General features: G+C 73.0%; 16 protein-coding genes. 11 read left to right on the top strand and 5 right to left on the bottom strand.

All coding sequences use genetic code 11. The features are described 5' to 3' along the window. The first annotated feature begins 151 nt into the window (after positions 1–151). The 4 genes from ACT2CW_RS16120 (at position 152) to ACT2CW_RS16105 (ending at position 4,027) form a co-directional block, all read left to right on the top strand. Positions 152–574, top strand: a complete 423-nt coding sequence (locus ACT2CW_RS16120; protein ID WP_164434220.1) for a GntR family transcriptional regulator — start codon at positions 152–154, stop codon at positions 572–574. Continuing rightward, complete coding sequence (locus ACT2CW_RS16115) at positions 571–1,503, top strand: ABC transporter ATP-binding protein (RefSeq protein WP_445517067.1); 933 nt, start codon at positions 571–573, stop codon at positions 1,501–1,503. The genes ACT2CW_RS16120 and ACT2CW_RS16115 overlap by 4 nt, the downstream gene beginning before the upstream one ends. Beyond that, positions 1,500–2,453 carry a translation initiation factor IF-2 gene (locus tag ACT2CW_RS16110; RefSeq protein WP_445517066.1) on the top strand — a complete coding sequence of 318 codons (954 nt, stop codon included), beginning with the start codon at positions 1,500–1,502 and terminating at the stop codon, positions 2,451–2,453. Before ACT2CW_RS16115 ends, ACT2CW_RS16110 begins: the two co-directional genes overlap by 4 nt. A 77-nt stretch (positions 2,454–2,530) precedes the next feature. After that, positions 2,531–4,027, top strand: a complete 1,497-nt coding sequence (locus ACT2CW_RS16105; RefSeq protein ID WP_445517065.1) for a glycosyltransferase family 39 protein — start codon at positions 2,531–2,533, stop codon at positions 4,025–4,027. A gap of 16 nt (positions 4,028–4,043) precedes the next feature. Here the strand turns inward: ACT2CW_RS16105 and ACT2CW_RS16100 are convergent, their stop codons facing one another. Then, the gene (locus tag ACT2CW_RS16100; RefSeq protein WP_086883360.1) at positions 4,044–4,517 is read right to left on the bottom strand and encodes a PPOX class F420-dependent oxidoreductase; all 474 of its coding nucleotides are present in this window, start codon (positions 4,515–4,517) and stop codon (positions 4,044–4,046) included. A gap of 61 nt (positions 4,518–4,578) precedes the next feature. Further along, complete coding sequence (locus tag ACT2CW_RS16095) at positions 4,579–5,466, bottom strand: hypothetical protein (protein ID WP_414082552.1); 888 nt, start codon at positions 5,464–5,466, stop codon at positions 4,579–4,581. Between the two features lie 242 nt (positions 5,467–5,708). Here ACT2CW_RS16095 and ACT2CW_RS16090 point away from each other — a divergent pair, with 242 nt between their 5' ends. Further along, positions 5,709–6,506 (top strand): S1 family peptidase, encoded by a 798-nt coding sequence (locus ACT2CW_RS16090; protein ID WP_138911147.1) that lies wholly within the window; start codon positions 5,709–5,711, stop codon positions 6,504–6,506. Positions 6,507–6,568: 62 nt separating this feature from the next. Here ACT2CW_RS16090 and ACT2CW_RS16085 read toward each other — a convergent pair whose 3' ends face one another. Further along, a complete protein-coding gene (locus tag ACT2CW_RS16085; protein WP_445517064.1) occupies positions 6,569–6,955 on the bottom strand; it encodes a VOC family protein in 387 nt (128 codons plus the stop codon). A 787-nt stretch (positions 6,956–7,742) separates the two neighbouring features. On the opposite strand from ACT2CW_RS16085, the gene ACT2CW_RS16080 reads away from it, so the two are divergent. The 5 genes from ACT2CW_RS16080 (at position 7,743) to ACT2CW_RS16060 (ending at position 14,305) form a co-directional block, all read left to right on the top strand. Then, positions 7,743–8,159, top strand: a complete 417-nt coding sequence (locus tag ACT2CW_RS16080; protein WP_445517063.1) for a chorismate mutase — start codon at positions 7,743–7,745, stop codon at positions 8,157–8,159. Positions 8,160–8,238: 79 nt separating this feature from the next. After that, positions 8,239–10,860, top strand: a complete 2,622-nt coding sequence (pepN, locus tag ACT2CW_RS16075; protein WP_445517062.1) for an aminopeptidase N — start codon at positions 8,239–8,241, stop codon at positions 10,858–10,860. Between the two features lie 150 nt (positions 10,861–11,010). Then, positions 11,011–11,244: a hypothetical protein gene (locus tag ACT2CW_RS16070; RefSeq protein ID WP_445517061.1), complete on the top strand. Its 234-nt coding sequence runs from the start codon at positions 11,011–11,013 to the stop codon at positions 11,242–11,244. Positions 11,245–11,420: 176 nt separating this feature from the next. After that, complete coding sequence (locus ACT2CW_RS16065; protein WP_445517060.1) at positions 11,421–12,821, top strand: pyridoxal phosphate-dependent decarboxylase family protein; 1,401 nt, start codon at positions 11,421–11,423, stop codon at positions 12,819–12,821. Further along, on the top strand, positions 12,818–14,305 hold the full coding sequence (locus ACT2CW_RS16060) for a lysine N(6)-hydroxylase/L-ornithine N(5)-oxygenase family protein (RefSeq protein ID WP_445517059.1): 1,488 nt from the start codon (positions 12,818–12,820) through the stop codon (positions 14,303–14,305). The genes ACT2CW_RS16065 and ACT2CW_RS16060 overlap by 4 nt, the downstream gene beginning before the upstream one ends. A gap of 42 nt (positions 14,306–14,347) precedes the next feature. On the opposite strand, the gene ACT2CW_RS16055 is transcribed toward ACT2CW_RS16060, so the two are convergent. After that, the gene (locus tag ACT2CW_RS16055; protein ID WP_445517058.1) at positions 14,348–14,914 is read right to left on the bottom strand and encodes a TetR family transcriptional regulator; all 567 of its coding nucleotides are present in this window, start codon (positions 14,912–14,914) and stop codon (positions 14,348–14,350) included. A 119-nt stretch (positions 14,915–15,033) separates the two neighbouring features. On the opposite strand from ACT2CW_RS16055, the gene ACT2CW_RS16050 reads away from it, so the two are divergent. Next, on the top strand, positions 15,034–15,972 hold the full coding sequence (locus ACT2CW_RS16050; protein ID WP_445517057.1) for an NADP-dependent oxidoreductase: 939 nt from the start codon (positions 15,034–15,036) through the stop codon (positions 15,970–15,972). A 131-nt stretch (positions 15,973–16,103) separates the two neighbouring features. On the opposite strand, the gene ACT2CW_RS16045 is transcribed toward ACT2CW_RS16050, so the two are convergent. After that, positions 16,104–17,903, bottom strand: a complete 1,800-nt coding sequence (locus ACT2CW_RS16045; RefSeq protein WP_445517056.1) for a bifunctional metallophosphatase/5'-nucleotidase — start codon at positions 17,901–17,903, stop codon at positions 16,104–16,106. Between the last annotated feature and the right edge of the window lie 3 nt (positions 17,904–17,906).

Below are 17,906 nucleotides of genomic sequence, written 5' to 3'. Positions count from 1 at the left end.
GGAAGGCGCCGCGTGGCGTTTCGGCCGGTGTTCTCCCGGGCCGGCTGACCGGGTCGGCTGACCGGACCGGCTGACCAGGCAGGTTGACATTCCCTCGGGCGCACTCCACCATCATTCCACTAACTGATTAGTGAAAGGGTGGTGGAGGCGGATGGTCGAGTACCGCATCGACCGGCGCAGTGGCATCGCCACCTATCTACAGATCGTCCAGCAGACCAAACAGGCGCTCCGCCTCGGACTGCTGGCGCCCGGGGACCGGCTGCCCACGGCCAAGGAGGTCGTCGCGGCCACCGCCATCAACCCCAACACCGTCCTGAAGGCGTACCGCGAGCTGGAGCGCGAAGGGCTGGTCGAGCCCCGGCCGGGGCTTGGCACCTTCGTCCGCCGGTCACTGGCCCGGCCCGGCGCCGCTGCGGACTCCCCGCTGCGCGCGGAGCTCGCCGACTGGGCCGACCGGGCCCGCGCCGCCGGGCTCGGCCGCGAGGACGTGACGGCGCTGGTGGCCTCGGTCCTCGACGAGCGCTTCGGCGAGACCGCCGCCCCCGGCGAGCGTGGACACGAGGAGAACGAGTGACCGACGAGATCGAGGCGTCCGGTGCCCTGGAGGCGTCCGGGCTGGGCAAGAAGTACCGAAGCGGCTGGGCCCTCAGAGACGTCGCCTTCCGGCTGCCCGCCGGACGGATCTGCGCCCTGGTGGGCCCCAACGGCTCCGGCAAGAGCACCCTGCTGTCCCTCGCCGCCGGGCTGCTGACCCCGGCCACCGGCACCCTGCGGGTCTTCGGACGGCCCGCCGCCGACCCCGGCACCCGCGAGCGCATCGCCTTCGTCGCCCAGGACAAGCCGCTCTACCCGCGCTTCTCCGTGGCCGACACCCTGCGCCTGGGCCGGGAGCTCAACCCCCGCTGGGACCAGAAGACCGCCGAACGGGTGGTGGCCGAGGCCGAGGTGCCGCTGTCCGCCCGCGTCGGCTCGCTCTCCGGCGGCCAGCGCACCTGTGTGGCCCTCGCCCTCGCCCTCGGCAAGCGCGCCGATCTGCTGCTCCTGGACGAGCCGATGGCCGATCAGGACCCGCTGCGCCGCCGCCGGATGATGGGCGCCCTGATGGCCGAGGCCGCCGAGCGCGGCACCGGCGTGGTCATCTCCACCCATGTGCTCGCCGAACTCGACGGCGTCTGCGACTACCTGCTGCTGATGGGCGGCGGCCGGATTCGCCTGGCGGGCGAGGCGGACGCCATCCAAGCCGCTCACCGCCTGGTCACCGGCCCGAGCGCGACCGGCGGCGGAACACCGGGGGCGCTCGCCCGCCACACCGTGGTCGAGACCCGTACGACGGGCCGTCAGCTCACCGCGCTGATACGCCCGGAGGGCACCCCGGCCGGGGACGGCTGGATCGTCACCGAACCCTCCCTCGAAGACGTCCTGCTCGGCTATCTGGGCGCCCCCGACGCCCCGCCGATGTTCACGGCCGAGGCGCGCGCGACCGTTACGGAGGTGGGGGCATGAGCTCGATCGGCATCCGGCTCCGGGCACCCGGCGCACGGCTCCGCCCCCGAGGACTGGTGTGGCTGGTGGCGCGCCAGCACCGGGCCGCCCTGTGGGCGGGCCTGGCGGTGGTCGTGGCGATCGCCGCGTACATCGTCTGGCAGCGCCTCGAGATGGTCGGCTACGGGCGGGCGCACAACATCGACGCCTACCGCACACCGCTGCTCAACACCGGACGGCTGCTCATCGCGCTGCCCGTGGTGATCGGCGTCTTCATCGGCGCGCCGCTGTTCGCCCGGGAGCTGGAGACGGGCACCCACCAGCTGGCGTGGACCCAGTCCGTCGGCAGGACCCGCTGGCTCATCGCCAAACTCGCGGTTCCGCTCGTCGCCGTCACGGCCGGCACCGCGGTCCTCGCGGCCCTCTACACCTGGTGGTGGCGCGCGGCCCGGGGCTCGTTCCAGGACATCGCCTGGGGCACCGCCGTACCGTTCGACGCGACCGGCCCGGCGGCGGTCGCGCTCGCCCCGCTGTCCTTCCTCCTCGGCGCGGCGGCCGGGCTGCTGCTGCGGCGCACCCTGCCCGCCATGGCGGTCACCCTGGGGGCCACCGCCGGTGTCCAGTACGGGCTGGACGCCCTGCGCCCCCATCTGATGACACCGCGGACGATCGCCTCCAAGCTCTCCGCGGAGGTTCCCCCCGAGGTCTACTTCGGCGCGTGGCGTGGCATGGGCAACGGCTATCTGACCCGGGCCGGGGAGAAGATCTCCTGGGAGCGCTGCTCGTCCGCCGGCAGTTCGGACGCCTGGGACCGCTGCTTCGCCCGGCTCGGCGCCAACAGGTGGTACGAGGAGCTGCACCCGGCGAGCCACTACTGGCCCATGCAGTGGATGCAGACCGGGATCTGCCTGGCCGCGGCCGTCGTGCCCGCCGTCCTCTGCGTGTGGTGGATCGGCCGCAGACGGGCCTGACCCGCGTCCCTGACCCCGCCACGGCATCCATGGCATCCACGGCATCACCTTCCGCTCCGATCGGAGTTCCCCCTCCCATGGCCGTCTCGCCTGCCCTCGACACCGCCCGGGCCGCCCCGCGCGCCCGCCCGGCGCCCCCGGCCCCGGCGATCCGTCGCACCGGGCGCGCCGCCGGGCTCGTTCCGGCGCTCGTCCCGGCCGGGCTGGCGCTGGCGCTCGGGCTGTGGGGGATCCGCCGCGAGAACAGCATGTGGCGGGACGAGTCGACGACGTATCAGGTCGCCCACCGGAGCGTCGGTGAGATCCTGCGCCTGCTCGGCGACGCCGATGTGGTGCACGGCCTGTACTACCTGTTCATGCACGGTGTGTTCGCCCTCTGGGACGGCGGTCTCGTCGCCCTCCGGCTCCCCTCGGTGCTGGCCATGGCCGCCGCGGCGGCCGGTGTCGGACTGCTCGGGCGGCGGCTCGCGGGGCCCCGCGCCGGACTCGCCGCCGGGCTGGTCTTCCCGCTGGCTCCGGCGGTGCAGCGGTACGCACAGGAGGGGCGGTCGTACGCCCTGGTCTGCGCCGCCGTCGTCGCGGCCACCCATCTGCTGCTGAGCGCGGTGGCCCGGCCCCGCAGGCGCACCTGGGCCGGATACGCCGCGGTCGCCTCGCTGGCCTGTCTGCTGCACGAGTTCGCCATCCTGGCCGTCGCCGCGCACGGCGTCGCGCTGTACCGGGCGCGGGTGGGCGGGCGCTCCGGCTGGGCGTGGGGGCGGGCGGCCTCCGTGGTGGCGGTGGTGCTGGCGCCGCTGGTGATCGTCAGTCAGCAGCAGGCCGCGCTGGTCGGCTGGATCTCCCCGCCGGGCATGCCCGAGCTGCTCGGCTTCGGCGCGCTCGCCCTGGTGGGTCTCGGCTGCGCCCGGGGACCGCTGCCCGCGCACGGGCCCGTGCCGCTGCGCGACCTCGCGCTCGCGCTGCTGATCCTGCCACCGGCCGCGCTGCTGGCGGTGTCGTATCTCCATCCGCTCTACGTCGACCGGTATGTGCTCTACGCCTACGTCGGTCTCGCGCTGCTGATCGGGGCCCGGCTGGAGGCGCTGTCGCGCACCGTCGCCGCCCCACGGGCGCTGGCCGGAGGGCTGGCGGTGGCCGCCGTGGCGGCCCTGCTGCCGTACTCCCTCCAGCTGCGCACCCCGCAGAGCCGGCTCGACGACCCCCTCGCGGCCGCGCGCGCCGTACGGGAGCTGGGCCGGCCCGGCGACGGGGTGCTCTTCCTGCCCGCCCGGCGCCGGGAGCCGATCATGTCAAGACCGGAGGACTTCCGGGGCCTGCGGGAGCTGGCGCTGGCCCGGCACGCGATCCCCTCGGGCACCCTGCACGGCATCGAGCTGCCGGCACCGCTGATCAGGGCCCGGATGCTGACGGCCGGGCGGATCGTCACGGTGAACGACCCGCCCGGCCAGCCGCTGGACGGCACTCCTCAGGAGCGGGTGAAACGGGAGGTGCTCGCGGAACACTTCCACCGGTGCGCCATCAGGGACGTCACCGGGATGCGGATCGCCCTCTACGGGCGCGCCGGGAAGTGCTGAACGCCGCCGGGCGCCGTCAGCCCTCGTTCTCCACCAGCCTGGCCGGGAAGCCGCCCGTGGCCACCGGGCCCCAGCGCTCGGGGGTGACCCGGATCAGCGACTTGCCCTGCTTGCGCATGGCCTCGCGGTACTCGTCCCAGTCCGGGTGCTCGCCCGCGATATTGCGGTAGTACTCGACCAGCGGCTCGACGGACTCCGGGGTGTCGATCACCTCGGCGGTGCCGTCGATCTGCACCCACGGGCCGTTCCACTCGTCGGACAGCACGACGAGGCTCACGGCGGGGTCGCGCTTGGCGTTGCGCACCTTGGCGCGCTCGGGGTAGGTGGACATGACGATCCGGCCGGAGTCATCGACTCCGCAGGTCAGCGGGGATGCCTGGGGCGAGCCATCCGTCCGGCGGGTCATCAGCAGCGCACGGTGGCGCGGGCGTACGAACTCCAGCAGCTCGTCGAGGCCGACTTGGGTGTTGGTGGCGATGGAGGGGCTCATGCAGGCGAGCGTACGACGTCGAGCGCACTCCAAGGCCGAACGGCCACGGCCCGGCCCGGTGTCATGTGTCGCACTCCAGCACCGTCCGGCACAGCCCGCAGCGGGCCCGCAGCCGGCCGCGCACCGGGACCCGGATGCGCTGACGGCAGGTCGGGCAGGGGAAGGAGACGCTCAGCGGAGGGCCGGCGTCGAAGCCGTAGTCCCCTCCGGTGGGGGAGGGGTGGCCGGACTGGGCCGCCCGGCGGTCCTTGGCGTAGCGGCGGCGGCCGGTCCAGCCGGCGGCGGTGAGCGGCGGCCGCGCCTGCTCGCGGCGGGCCAGCTCCAGCCCCTTGGTGTACGCCTCGTACGCCTGCGGAGAGGTGAACCAGGGGGAGGGGTCCTCGCCGAACAGCAGCGCCCGCATGGCCAGGACGTAGCCGAACTCCTCCGGTGTCAGATAGCCCAGTTTCTGGCTGGAAACCGAGTCCTGGCGGTAGGCGTCGAGCAGCAACCAGCCCGTGCCGAGATAGGCGGCGGTGGTGTCGGTGAGGATTTCGTTGTCGCGTGTGCCGGGGAACGACAGGTCCAGGCGGTGCAGATACACATGGGTGACCTCATGGGCCAGCGCCGCGCCGATGTCCCGACGGTGGGTCTTGAAGCGGGAGTTGAGCTCGATGAAGTACTCCGGACCCGCGGCCAGCTCCACGTTTCCGGCGTGCCGCATCTCCCGGAAGCTCACGATCATCCGGGCGTCCGGCAGCCGCAGATGCTGCACCATGACCCGGGCCACCCGCTGTACGCCCAGGTAGAGGTCGTCCTGGTCGGCGAAGGCCACATCGCCGGGGAGCACGCTGACCCCGAAGGTGTCCACCGTGTCGCGGGACAGGCGGTGGTAGAGCGCGGTGATCGCGGCCCGGACGGTGTCCAGGTGGGGAAAGCCGTGCTCGATGTCGCTGCCCGGTGCCGCCACGCCGTCACCCCGTGCCCGTCGCCAGCCGTGCGCCCTGTCTCACGTCAACCTTACGGTCGTCCGGCGGGGCTGTGGGTAGGCCGCGCTGGCTGGAAACCGACCCTTGTCACCCCGTTGGCCCGGTCCACATAATCACAGGGCGTTTTACCGGCTCATCCACGGGATTTCGGAGAGGTTTCCGGATTTTTGTGGTTGGCATGAGCCTGACATGCGCCCCGAACCCCCCACGAAAGGACAGTCCGTTGCGGAACACGCTGAAGCACATCAAGAGAGCCTCGGCCCTCGGCGCGGTCGCCCTCGCCGCCTTCAGCCTCACCCCGGGCAGCGCCAGCGCCCAGCCCACCGGCCCCGAGCCGAGCCCCTCCGTGGTCGGCGGCACCCGCGCCGCGCAGGGCGAATTCCCCTTCATGGTCCGGCTGTCCATGGGCTGTGGCGGCGCCCTCTACACCCAGGACATCGTGCTCACCGCCGCCCACTGCGTGGACGGCTCCGGCGCCAACACCTCCATCACGGCCACCGCGGGCGTCGTGGACCTCCAGAGCTCGAGCGCCATCAAGGTCAAGTCCACCCGGGTGCTCCAGGCCCCGGGCTACAACGGCACCGGCAAGGACTGGGCGCTCATCAAGCTCGCCAAGCCGATCAACCAGCCCACCCTGAAGATCGCCGAGACCACGGCGTACAACAAGGGCGACTTCACCGTGGCCGGCTGGGGCGCCGCCCGTGAGGGCGGCGGCCAGCAGCGCTACCTGCTGAAGGCCAGCGTGCCGTTCGTCGACGACGCCACCTGCAAGTCCGCCTACGACGAGCTCGTCACCGGCGAGGAGATCTGCGCCGGGAAGATGGCCGAGGGCGGCGTGGACACCTGCCAGGGCGACTCCGGCGGCCCGATGTTCCGCAAGGACGACAGCGGCCAGTGGATCCAGGTCGGCATCGTCAGCTGGGGCGAGGGCTGCGCACGGCCCGGTAAGCCCGGCGTCTACACCGAGGTGAGCACCTTCGCCAAGGACATCAAGGCGGGCGCGACCCAGCTCGGCGGCTGACCCCTCCTCAGCATCGCCTTCGACGGGAACTGACCGGGGCGCGGCCATCTGGCCGGCCCCGGTCAGCTCGGTTCCATCTGTCCGTAGCAGATGCAGAACGGGTGCCCGGCCGGATCGTTGAAGACCCGGAACCCCGCACGCTCCCCGCCGCTGTCGTGCAGAAACGTCGCCCCGAGCCCGATCAGCTCCCGCTGCGCCCGCTCCGCGTCCGCGAGCGTCGCCACGTCGAAGTCCAGATGGACCTGCTGCGGGTGGGCCGGATCCGGCCAGCGCGGCGGCCGGTGGTCCGGCGCCAGCTGGAAGGCCAGCTGACGGCCGTCCGCGGCCGTCAGCGTCGCCCACTCGGGATCGCTGTCGTCCACCCGCCAGCCCAGGATCTCGCCGTAGAAGGCGGCCAGCGCGGCGGGGTCGGGACAGTCGATGACGGTGCACTGAAGTGTCGCGATCATGTGGGGACCCTACGGGGTGCCGGAGCCGTACAGCGGTGCTTTCCCCTCCCCGCCCCTTCCCGCAGCATGCATGTGCGGCTCCGCCGCGTGGCAGGGGCTCCGCCCCTGGACCCCGGAGCCCGACGCCGAGCCCCGCCATGCGCCTGAGCCGCATATCGCTGCCGCGGGAAGGGGCGAAGCCCCGGTGCGGGGTCTGGCTTCGGAGCCCCGGTTCGGGTCTGGGGTTGGGGTTTGGGGCGGAGTCCTGGTTCGGGGTTTTGGGTGGAGCCCGCTCGGGGGTTTGGGGTGGAGCCCCGGTCCGGGGTCTGGGGTGGAGCCCGGTCGGGGGTTTGGGCGGAGCCCTGGCTTGGGGCCTGGGGCGGAGTCCCGGCTCGGGGTTGGGGGTGGAGCCCCGGTTCGGGGTTTGGGGTGGAGCCCCGGTTCGGGGCCCGGGGGCAGAGCCCCAACGCGGGCCCGGGGCGGAGCCCCGGATTGGGGTCTGGGGCGGAGCCCCAGTTTCGGGAAGGGGCGGGGAGGGGAGCAGCCCGCCGCAGGCGGGGCACCGCGAAAGTCGGGCCGGGAGTGGAACCTCTCCCCGCCCAGGCGCCTCCTCCACGGTGGAGACGCCGTATCCGGGAGCGGCGCCCCACCACGACCGCCCCGCCCCCTTCCGCGCCCCCCGTGGGCCGGACCCGAACCCCCCACAGGGGTCGGGGCGGTCCGGGGACCCGCGGCCGACGCGGGCCGAAGCGCCCCCCGAGCGCCCCCGAGCGGAACCGGACCCCGGGGAAAAGTACTCTCGGGAAGCATGACGCACAGCATGAGCGACCACACCGCCGAGCAGCCGGCGACGCCGGGCGACCCCGAGGGGATCGACCCGTCCGTCCTCGACGAGCTGACCCGGTTGCGCGACAGCATCGACAACATCGACGCGGCCGTGGTCCATATGCTCGCCGAGCGCTTCAAATGCACCCAGCAGGTCGGCCACCTCAAGGCCGCCCACCGGCTCCCCCCGGCCGACCCGGCCCGCGAGGCGCGCCAGATCACCCGGCTGCGGCAGCTCGCCGAGAGCGCCAAGCTCGACCCCGGCTTCGCCGAGAAGCTGCTCAACTTCGTCATCGCCGAGGTCATCCGGCACCACGAGACCATCGCGCGCTCCGACAACGGCCCCAACGGCCCCAACGGCCCCAACGGCCCCAAGGGGCCCGAGGGCGCACCCCGGTAGTGCGCGCGGGCGGCCGTCCGCCCCGGGCAACCACTTCCCACCCGTGTGCGGCCCGCCGCACGTAGGGCAGCATGTCCCCATGTCCGTACTGACGCGCGAGGAAGCGCAGCACCGAGCCCGCCTGATCGAGGTCCACCGCTACACCATCGACCTCGACCTCACCCGCGGGGAGGAGCTCTTCGGCTCCACCACGACCATCCGCTTCAGCGCGCGCCAGGCGGGCGCGGACACCTTCGCCGAGCTCCAGCCGGCCGCCCTGCACCGCGCCGTGCTTGACGGCCGGGAGCTGGACCTCACCGGCGAGACCGCCGAGGCGCTCGCGGGCGGCCGGCTCCCGCTCACCGGGCTCGGCGAGGGCGAGCACGAGCTGCGCGTCGAGACCGACATGCGCTACTCCCACACCGGCGAGGGCATGCACCGCTTCACCGACCCGGCCGACGGTGAGACGTACCTCTACACCATGTGCTGCATGTCGGACGCGAACGACGTCTTCACCGCGTTCGACCAGCCCGACCTCAAGGCCGTCTTCGACGTCCGCGTCACCGCCCCGCCCGAGTGGACCGTCCTCGGCAACGGCATCGCGACCCGCGTCGGCGCCCCCGAGGAGGGCCGCTGGCAGCTCGCGCCCACCCCGCCCATCAGCACCTATCTGATGGCCCTGGCCGCCGGCCCGTACCACTCGGTGCGCACCGAGCACGCCGGACTCCCCTTCGGGCTGCATGTCCGCCGCTCCCTCGCGCCCTACCTCGAGGCCGACGCCGACGAGCTCTTCGACATCACCCGGCGCTGCTTCGACCGCTACCACGAGATCTTCGAGGAGCCGTACCCCTTCGACTCCTACGACCAGGCGTTCGTCCCCGAGTTCAACTCGGGCGCCATGGAGAACCCGGGCCTGGTCACCTTCCGCGACGAATTCGTCTTCCGCTCCGCCGTCACCGACGCCGAGCGCCAGACCCGCGCCATGGTCATCGCCCATGAGATGGCCCATATGTGGTTCGGCGACCTCGTCACCATGAAGTGGTGGGACGACATCTGGCTGAACGAGTCCTTCGCCGAGTACATGGGCTACCAGATCCTCACCGAGACCACCCGTTACACCGACACCTGGGCCGACTTCGGGGTCCGCCGCAAGAACTGGGGCTACGACGCCGACCAGCGCCCCTCCACCCACCCGGTCGCGCCCGCGCCCGAGCTGGTCCCCGACACCTCCGCCGCGCGCCTCAACTTCGACGGCATCTCCTACGCCAAGGGCGCCTCCGCGCTGCGCCAGCTCGTCACCTGGCTCGGCGAGAAGACCTTCCTCGACGGCATCAACGACCACTTCACCCGGCACCGCTTCGGCAACGCCACCCTCGCCGACTTCATCGACTCCCTCGCCCGCTCCTCCGGCCGCGACGTCCACGCCTGGGCCGACCGCTGGCTGCGCACCACCGGCGTCGACACCCTCGCCCCCGTCGTCACCGCCAACGGGGACCGCTGGAGCGCCGAGATCCGCCACGAGGGCGGCGGCCCGGACGGGGACGCCCCCACCCGGCGCCCGCACCGCATCGCCATCGGCCTGTACGACCACGCGCCCGCCGCCCCGCACCAGCTGGTCCTGCGCGAGCGCGTCGAGGCCGAGCTGGACGGCGCGGAGTCCGGCCTCAGCCTCTCCTTCACCGGGCCCCGCCCCGATCTGCTGCTGCTGAACGACGGCGACCTCACCTACACCAAGATCCGGCTCGACCCCGCATCCTGGAAGGCCGTCCACCGCTCGCTGTCCGGCCTCCCCGACGCCGTCAGCCGCGCTGTGATCTGGAACGCCGCCCGCGACATGGTGCGCGACGGCGACCTCCCGGCCACCGACTACCTCGAGGCGGCCCGCGCCCATCTGCCGCACGAGACCGACATAGCGATCGTCCAGGGCGTCCTCGCCTTCGCCCGCACCCAGATCGCCGACCACTACCTCCCCGCGGACCGGCGCTCCGCCGCGCTGGCCACCATCAGCGCCACCTGCCGCGATCTGCTCCGCCGCACCGAGGACGGCTCCGGGGACGGGCTGCGGCTCGCCGCCGTCCGTACGTTCATCGGCAGCGCCACCGCCCCCGCCGAGCTCAGCGACTGGCTCGACGGCGACACCGTCCCCGGCGGCCCCGCCCTCGACCCCGAGCTGCGCTGGCAGATCCTCGGCCGCCTCGCCGTCCTCGGCGCCGTCGGCCCCGCCGACATCGACGCCGAACGCGCCCGCGACTCCAGCGCCACCGGCCAGGAGGGCGCCGCCCGCTGCCGGGCCGCCCTGCCGGACGCCGCCGCGAAGGAGGCCGCCTGGCAGGCGATCTTCGGCGGCGGGGAGGACGGCCGGGACGCCGACGGCCGGAGCGCCGACGCCCAGGGGTCCGACGGCCAGGGGGACGAGCTCTCCAACTACCTGGTCACCGCGACCGTCGCGGGCTTCTGGCAGCCCGAGCACCACGACGTCCTCGCCGACTATGTGCCGCGCTACTTCCCGGCCGCCGTCGCGCTCGGCGCCCGCCGCGGCGCCGCCATCGCCGACACCGTCGCCCGCTTCGGCTTCCCGAGCACCGTGGACGCCGAAACCCTGCGCCTGGGCGAGGAGTGCCTCGCCTCCCCCGACGCCGTACCCGCCCTCCGCCGCCGCCTCGCCGACCAGATCGACGACCTGCGGCGCGCCCTGCGGGTACGGGAGAAGCAGGGCGGGTGACCCCGCGTTCGACGGGGGACGGCGGGGCGCCCGACCGCCCCGCCGCCCCTGCCGCGCGGTGCCCCCCTTCGGTCCGATTCTCGTGAAACAGACGCAGCATGACGCGCTGCCGATCTCATCCCGGCCCCGGAACGGGGCAGACTGGCGGGCATGGATCGAGGAACGCGCCGGCGGACACTGACGGTCGACGGGGAGGGGTTCGACGTCGCCGAGCGCCCCGGCGAGCCCGGGACGTACGACGTCACCTGGCTGACCGGGCCGAACCCGGGATACGGCTTCACCACCCACGTGCACGGAGCCGACTCCCTGAGCGAGCGGGAACTGGAGGAGTCCGCACGGGACTTCCTCGGCGAGGTGGACCCCGGGACGGGGCACATCGAGTAGCCAACCGGGCCGGACGAGGCGGCGAGCCCGGGTGGCCCGGCCCGCCGATCAATCCGCGGGGCCGGGCCGTTACCACGTACGGGTGCACTTGGGCCCGACCCCGGATCGGACCCCTGGTGCGCGAAGTAATTTAGGCAGCCCTGACCGCCGCCCAGACACCCCCTAGGGGCACACCCATGCCCGTGCCCGCATCCGGAACCGCCCGCCTCCTCGCCGGGGGCCAGAGCGGACCGGGCGTGCTCCGCCCGATGGTGGACACCGTCCTCGACGCCCTCGCCCACGGCGCCGCCGACCGCGGTGGGCCCCTCCCGGCCGGGGGACCGGCCGCGGTGGCCCGGCGGATACGCGATGCGGCCCGGCCGCTCATCCCCGACGAGGGGGAGGGGCCCCACCACGCGCTGCGCGGCCTCGTCCGCGCCCTCGCCCATGGCGCCGCCGAACCCGCGGACCCGCGCTGCACCGCCCATCTGCACTGTCCGCCGCTGGCCGTCGCCACCGCCGCCGACCTCGCCGTCTCCGCGCTCAACCCCTCCCTCGACTCCTGGGACCAGGCCCCCGCCGCCTGTGCGCTGGAGGCGCTGACCTGCCGCGCCCTGGCCGAACTCGTCCACCCCCACGGCACCGACCCCGACGCCCTCGTCACCACCGGCGGCACCGAGTCCAACCAGCTCGGCCTGCTCCTGGCCCGCGAGGCCGCCCAGGGCGCCCCGCTCCGTATCGTCCGCGGCGCCAACGGCCACCACAGCGTCCGGCGCGCCGCCTGGCTCCTCGGGCTGCCCGAGCCCCTCACCCTCCCCACCCCCGGCGGCGTCCTCGACCCGGTCGCGCTCCACACCGCCCTCGACCGGCCGTCCGACGCCCCCACCCTCGTCGTCGCCACCGCCGGCACCACCGACACCGGGGCCATCGACCCGCTCCCCGAGATCGCCGACGTCTGCGACCACCACGCCGCCACCCTCCACATCGACGCCGCCTATGGCGCGCCCCTCCTTTTCAGCGACACCCTCCACAAGCGGCTCCACGGCCTTGACCGCGCCCGTACCGTCGCCCTCGACCTGCACAAACTCGGCTGGCAGCCGGTGGCCGCCGGTCTCCTCGCCGTGCCCGACGGCAGCGCGCTCGCCGCGCTGGCCCACCACGCCGACTACCTCAACGCCGACGACGACACCGAGGCGGGCCTGCCCGATCTGCTCGGCCGCTCGCTCCGCACCACCCGCCGCCCCGACATCTTCAAGATCGCCGTCACGCTGCGGGCGCTGGGCCGGCGCGGCCTCGGCGAGCTCGTGGACCACGTCTGCGCGGCCGCCCAGCACCTCGCGGACCTCATCGAGGCCCGCCCGGGGCTCGAGCTCTACGCCCGCCCCACCATCAGCACCGTCCTCTTCCGCCCCGCCGGGGCACCGCCCGCCACCGTGGCCGCGCTGCGCCGCCGCCTGCTCCACCACGGGGCGGCCGTCCTCGGCCGCGCCGCCACGCCCGAGGGGCTGTGGCTCAAGGCCACCGTTCTCAACCCGCACCTCCAGCCCGGCGATCTGCGCGGGCTGCTCGCACTCGTGGAAGGCAACACCACCCCATGAGCACCGCACAACCCCCCAACCCCGCCGCCGAGCCCGCTTCCGCCGCCGACCGGCCCGTGGACCTGGCCGGTATCGGCATCGGCCCGTTCAACCTCTCGCTCGCCGCCCTCGCCCATGGCGTCCCCGCCCTGCGCACCGCCTTCTACGAGCAGCGGCCCGCCTTCCACTGGCACCCCGGCCTCCTCATCGACGGCGCGACCATCCAAGTCCCCTTCCTCGCCGACCTGGTGACCCTCGCCGACCCCGGCAGCCCCTGGACCTTCCTCCAGTACCTCAAGGCCCATGAGCGGCTGTTCCCCTTCTACGTCGCCGAGCGCTTCCACATCGAGCGCGCCGAGTACGACGCCTACTGCCGCTGGGTCAGCGAACGGCTCCCCGGACTCCACTTCGACCACCGCGTCGACGCCGTCCGCTGGGACCACGAGTACGAGCTGTTCGAAATCGACCTCACCCGGCTCGGCCCAGCCGCCGACGCCCCCGCGTCCAGTGCGGCCGGAACCGATGCGGAGGGCAGGGCCCTCGGCCGCGTATACGCCCGCAACCTCGTCCTCGGCGTCGGCACCGAGCCGTACGTCCCCGAACCCCTGCGCCCGCTCGCCGACGCCCCCAACGTCCCCGTCCTCCACTCCTCGGACTACCTCGAACACCGCGAGCGGCTCCTGGCCACCGGCCACGTCACCATCATCGGCTCCGGCCAGTCCGGCGCCGAGGTCTTCCTCGACCTGCTGCGCAACCGTCCGCTCGGCGCCGAAGGGCTCCACTGGATGGCCCGTACCCCCGCCTTCGCGCCCATGGAGTACGGCAAGCTCGGCCTGGAGCAGTTCAGCCCCGACTACACCCGCTACTTCCACACCCTGCCCGAGCCGGTACGCGACCAGCTGCTGCCCCGTCAGTGGCAGCTCTACAAGGGCATCGCGCACGAGACGCTCGACGCGATCCACCATGAGCTCTACCGCCGGGCCCTGCACTCCGACGGCTGGCCCGGCGCCGTCCTCACCCCCGGTGTCACCGTCCGCACCGCCGGCCGTATCGCCGCCGCCCAGCTCGAACTCCACCTGGAACACGCCGAACAGGGCACCCGGGCCCGCCACACCACCGAGGCCGTCGTGCTCGCCACCGGCTACCGCGAGCGCCGCGTCGACACCCTGCTCGCCGCCCTCGACCCCTACGTCCGCCGGGACGCCTCCGAGCGCCCCCGGGTCGACGCCGACCACCGTCTGGTCCTCGACCCCATGATCAAGGGCTCGGTGTACGTCCAGAACGCCGAGCGCCACACCCATGGCGTCGGCGCCCCCGACCTCGGCCTCGCCGCCTGGCGCTCCGCCGTCATCCTCAACTCGCTGCTCGCGGAACCCGCTTACCGGCTGCCGTCCCGCACCGCGTTCACCGCGTTCGGCCTTCAGCCGTCGGGGCGGTGCGGCACGGTGGCCGGCCACCCGCACCTCCCCGACCAGCGCACCGCCCTCACCCCGACGCGCACCTGACCGCGCCCGGGCCGGGCGCGCCCGGACTGGGGGAAGCGAACCTCAGCCGACGGCGGTCAGTGCCCGCAGTTGGTCCAGCGTCTCGCGGATGACGTCGCGCAAGTCGTGGTCCTCGGTGGTGTTGATCCATCGTTCATAGGCGACGCGGAACACGGCGATGCCGGTCTCGGTGGCCAGACTGGCCTCGGTGTCGCCGATACCCCGCCGTCGCAGCCGGTCGGCCAGGACGGCCGACATGGACGCGAGCTTGATCAATTCACGTTCGCGGAGCTCGGCGTTGGCCATGATCACCGTCTGCCGCGTCCGCGCGAACTCACGGTCGCCGCCGATCACCCCGGCCACCGCGTCGAGCGCGGCCGCGACGGCATCCAGCGCCGACGCCGTGGCCGGCGCCGCCTCCAGGGCGGCCACCGACCTCTCCTCCAGTTCGGACGACCCGTCGAAGAGAACCTCGCGCTTGTCGGCGAAGTGCCGGAAGAAGGTGCGGGCGGTGACACCGGCGCGTTCGGCGATATCGGCCACCATGGTCTGCTCGAAGCCACGCTCCAGATACAGCGCCAGCGCGGCATCGCGCAGCCGGTTACCGGCTCCAGGTTCCCACCGTCCCATGCGGCGAGTTTACGTGATGTCACCTGATGACACCGTGTTGCCGTCGGTGATGTCATCAGGTGACATCGGCGTGCTAGGGTGATGTCACCTAATGACATCACCGGCGGTGGAGGCCCCGAATGACAACGGCGAAGCGCATCCAGTACCACCAGTACGGCGGGCCCGAGGTCTTGCGGCTCGAGGACTTCGAGCCGGCACCGCCCGGCCCCGGCGAGGTGCTGGTCCGGGTGCGGGCGGCGGCGGCCAACCCGATGGACTGGAAGATCCGCAGCGGCGCCATGAAGATGCTGACCGGCCGGCGCTTCCCGCGCGGGCTGGGCCACGACTTCGCGGGCGTCGTCGAAGCGGTCGGCGACGGCGTCACCCGGCTCGGCGTCGGCGACGAAGTGCTCGGCGGGGCGCCGCTCAAGACGGCGGGAGCCTTCGCCGAGCTGGTCGTCGTCGAGGCGAAGGGGGTCGTGAAGAAGCCGGCGGAGCTCTCCTTCGAGGACGCCGCCGCGATCCCGACGGTCGGGATCACCGCCTTTCAGGCCCTGGCCGACCTGGGGAAGCCGCAGCCCGGGCAAGCCGTCTTCGTCCACGGCTGCCTCGGCGGAGTGGGACGGGCCGCCGTCCAGATGGCCTCGGCGCACGGCGCCTCGGTGGGAGGCAGCTGCCGCGCCACCGCCACGCATGACGCGCGCGACCTCGGCGTCGCCCCGATCGTCGAGTTCGACTTCGACCCGACGGCGCTCAGCGGGCGATTCGACATCGTCCTCGACACGGCGGGCACGCTCCCGGTCAAGGCGGCGCAGACGTTGCTGAAGCCCGGCGGCCGCATCATCGACATCACCCCCACCCCCGCGAAGTTCGCGAGAAGTGCCCTGCCGGGGCCCTTCAAGGTGTTGATCGCCCAGGCCGTCACGGAGGACCTCGAGGAGGTCGCGCGAGCCGCCGGGCAGGGAACACTGCGGCTGCCGATCGCCCGCACGGTGCCGCTCACCCAGGCGATCGCGGCGCTCACGGAGTTCGAACGCGGCATGACCAAGGGCGGCAAGCTCGTCATCACGGCTGGGTGACCGCCGTGTCGCCGACCGGGTGACCGCCGCGTCCCCGACCGGGTGGCCGCCGTACCGCCGTCGGCTCACGCCGTTCCGGTGCGGCGGCCCGCCGGAACGGCGTGCGCGCGGCGGCACCCCCCGAACCCGCCCTAGAACACCGGAACGCCGTCGCGGGTCAGCTTCCAGTCCACCGACCCGAACCGCGACACATCGATCGTCCCCTTCGCCTGCACCCAGGCGATGATCGTGTTCCGGATCTCCTCCGAATTGGCCCACACCTGCTTCGCGGCGGCCACATGCGGGAAGTTGCCGCCCCCGCTCGCCCGGTAGTTGTTGACCGCCAGCACGAACCGCGCCTCCTCGTCCACCGGCTTGCCGTCGAAGCCGAGCTTCGCGATCCGCGAGCCCGGCGCCTTCGCGATGTCGATCTCGTAGGTGAGGCCGCCGACCGCGTCGTAGTTGTAGTCCGGGATGTCCGAGGCGTTCGTCAGCTTCGCGGGATCCACATCGCCGCCCGCCGGAGTCTGTACGTAGTAGCGCGCCGAGAACTCCAGATAGTCCTTGAGCTGGGCGCCCGTCAGCACCCGCGCCTCCAGGGTGTTCTCGAACGGATACAGCCCCGCCACCTGCCGGATCGTGACCTCCCCGGCCGGGATCGCCGCCGTACGGGAGAAGCAGGACGCCTGCGAGAGCACCGGCAGGTCCGCGTACTCCGTCCCCGCCAGCGCCGCCTTCACCGTCTCCGCCTGCACATGGTTGATGAAGTCGACGATCGGCGCGTCCTTGTAGGGCGCCTCGGTGGCCGTCATCGCCGCCGAGCAGGTGCCGATGACCTGGTTCACATAGCCGACGACCTTCTTGTGCTCGGCGTCGAGCAGCCGCACGATCCGCGGGTCCTCCCCGGCCGTGTTGGAGTTCAGCACCTTCGCCGACACCGACGCCACCTGCCAGCGGCCCCGCTCCCACTCCAGCTCGAAGTCGAAGAGGGTGAGCCGCTGACCCCACTTGAGCGGTTCCGACAGCACGACCTCGCGCCCGGTCTCCTTGTTGACCACCCGTGACTCGGGGATCTCCACATGCGCGTGGCCCACCAGGATCGCGTCGATCCCCGCCACCTTCTCGGCCACCAGCGCCGCCGCGTTCTCCACATACGGCACCTGGTCGCCATAGCTGGAGGTGCCACTGGTCCCCGAATGCGCCGAGACGATCACCACGTCCGCGCCCATCGACCGCAGCCGCGGCACCCACTTCGCGGCCTGCTCCTCCAAGCCCGGGAAGGTCATCTTCCCCTGCACATTGACCTTGTCCCAGATCGCGATGCCCGGGTTGGTCAGCCCCAGCACCGCCACCTTCACATCCCGTCCGCACGGGGTGCGCAGCCGCGTCATCCAGTACGGCGGGAAGGCGGGCCGCAGCGTCTTCGCGTCCAGCGCGTTCGCCCCGAGCAGCGGGAAGTCGCACTGCTCCTCGAACTTCCGCAGCACCGGGATGCCGTAGTTGAACTCATGGTTGCCCAGCGCCGCCGCGTCATAGCCGATCGCGTTCATCGCCTGCGCCATGGGATGCACCGGGCCGCCCTCCCCGGTGATCGGGTCCACCCTGGCGTAGTAGTACGACAGCTGGGTGCCCTGGATGGTGTCGCCCGCGTCGATCAGCAGCGTATTGCGGCGCCCCTTCTCCGCACGGACCTGGTCGACCAGCGTGGAGATCTTCGCCAGGCCCACATCGTTGTGCGCCGCGTCGTCGAACTCGGCGTCGGTGAAGTAGTCCCAGTTGAAGACGTTGCCGTGCAGATCCGTCGTGCCCATCACGGTGAAGGCGTACCGCCGCCGGGGCCGCCGCCCGTGGCCCCGCGCCTCCGCCGGGACGGCGGCCGCGGCGGAGGCGAGGGCGGCCCCCGCACTGGTCGCCGCGGTGCGGCCGAGGAACTTCCGACGGTTGAGCGGCATGCT

The sequence above is a fragment of the Streptomyces sp. NEAU-174 genome (assembly GCF_052665095.1).
The sequence above is the reverse complement of the archived record's forward strand: the minus strand, read 5'-3'. Positions and strand labels throughout refer to the sequence as shown.

Bases quoted from the DNA above. Each gene is read 5' to 3' on its own strand.
- ACT2CW_RS16120 (WP_164434220.1), top strand. From the start codon at position 152: ATGGTCGAGTACCGCATCGACCGGCGCAGTGGCATCGCCACCTATCTA.
- ACT2CW_RS16110 (WP_445517066.1), top strand. From the start codon at position 1,500: ATGAGCTCGATCGGCATCCGGCTCCGGGCACCCGGCGCACGGCTCCGC.
- ACT2CW_RS16105 (WP_445517065.1), top strand. From the start codon at position 2,531: ATGGCCGTCTCGCCTGCCCTCGACACCGCCCGGGCCGCCCCGCGCGCC.
- ACT2CW_RS16100 (WP_086883360.1), bottom strand. From the start codon at position 4,517: ATGAGCCCCTCCATCGCCACCAACACCCAAGTCGGCCTCGACGAGCTG.
- ACT2CW_RS16085 (WP_445517064.1), bottom strand. From the start codon at position 6,955: ATGATCGCGACACTTCAGTGCACCGTCATCGACTGTCCCGACCCCGCC.
- ACT2CW_RS16080 (WP_445517063.1), top strand. From the start codon at position 7,743: ATGACGCACAGCATGAGCGACCACACCGCCGAGCAGCCGGCGACGCCG.
- pepN (WP_445517062.1), top strand. From the start codon at position 8,239: ATGTCCGTACTGACGCGCGAGGAAGCGCAGCACCGAGCCCGCCTGATC.
- ACT2CW_RS16070 (WP_445517061.1), top strand. From the start codon at position 11,011: ATGGATCGAGGAACGCGCCGGCGGACACTGACGGTCGACGGGGAGGGG.
- ACT2CW_RS16065 (WP_445517060.1), top strand. From the start codon at position 11,421: ATGCCCGTGCCCGCATCCGGAACCGCCCGCCTCCTCGCCGGGGGCCAG.
- ACT2CW_RS16060 (WP_445517059.1), top strand. From the start codon at position 12,818: ATGAGCACCGCACAACCCCCCAACCCCGCCGCCGAGCCCGCTTCCGCC.
- ACT2CW_RS16055 (WP_445517058.1), bottom strand. From the start codon at position 14,914: ATGGGACGGTGGGAACCTGGAGCCGGTAACCGGCTGCGCGATGCCGCG.
- ACT2CW_RS16050 (WP_445517057.1), top strand. From the start codon at position 15,034: ATGACAACGGCGAAGCGCATCCAGTACCACCAGTACGGCGGGCCCGAG.
- ACT2CW_RS16045 (WP_445517056.1), bottom strand. From the start codon at position 17,903: ATGCCGCTCAACCGTCGGAAGTTCCTCGGCCGCACCGCGGCGACCAGT.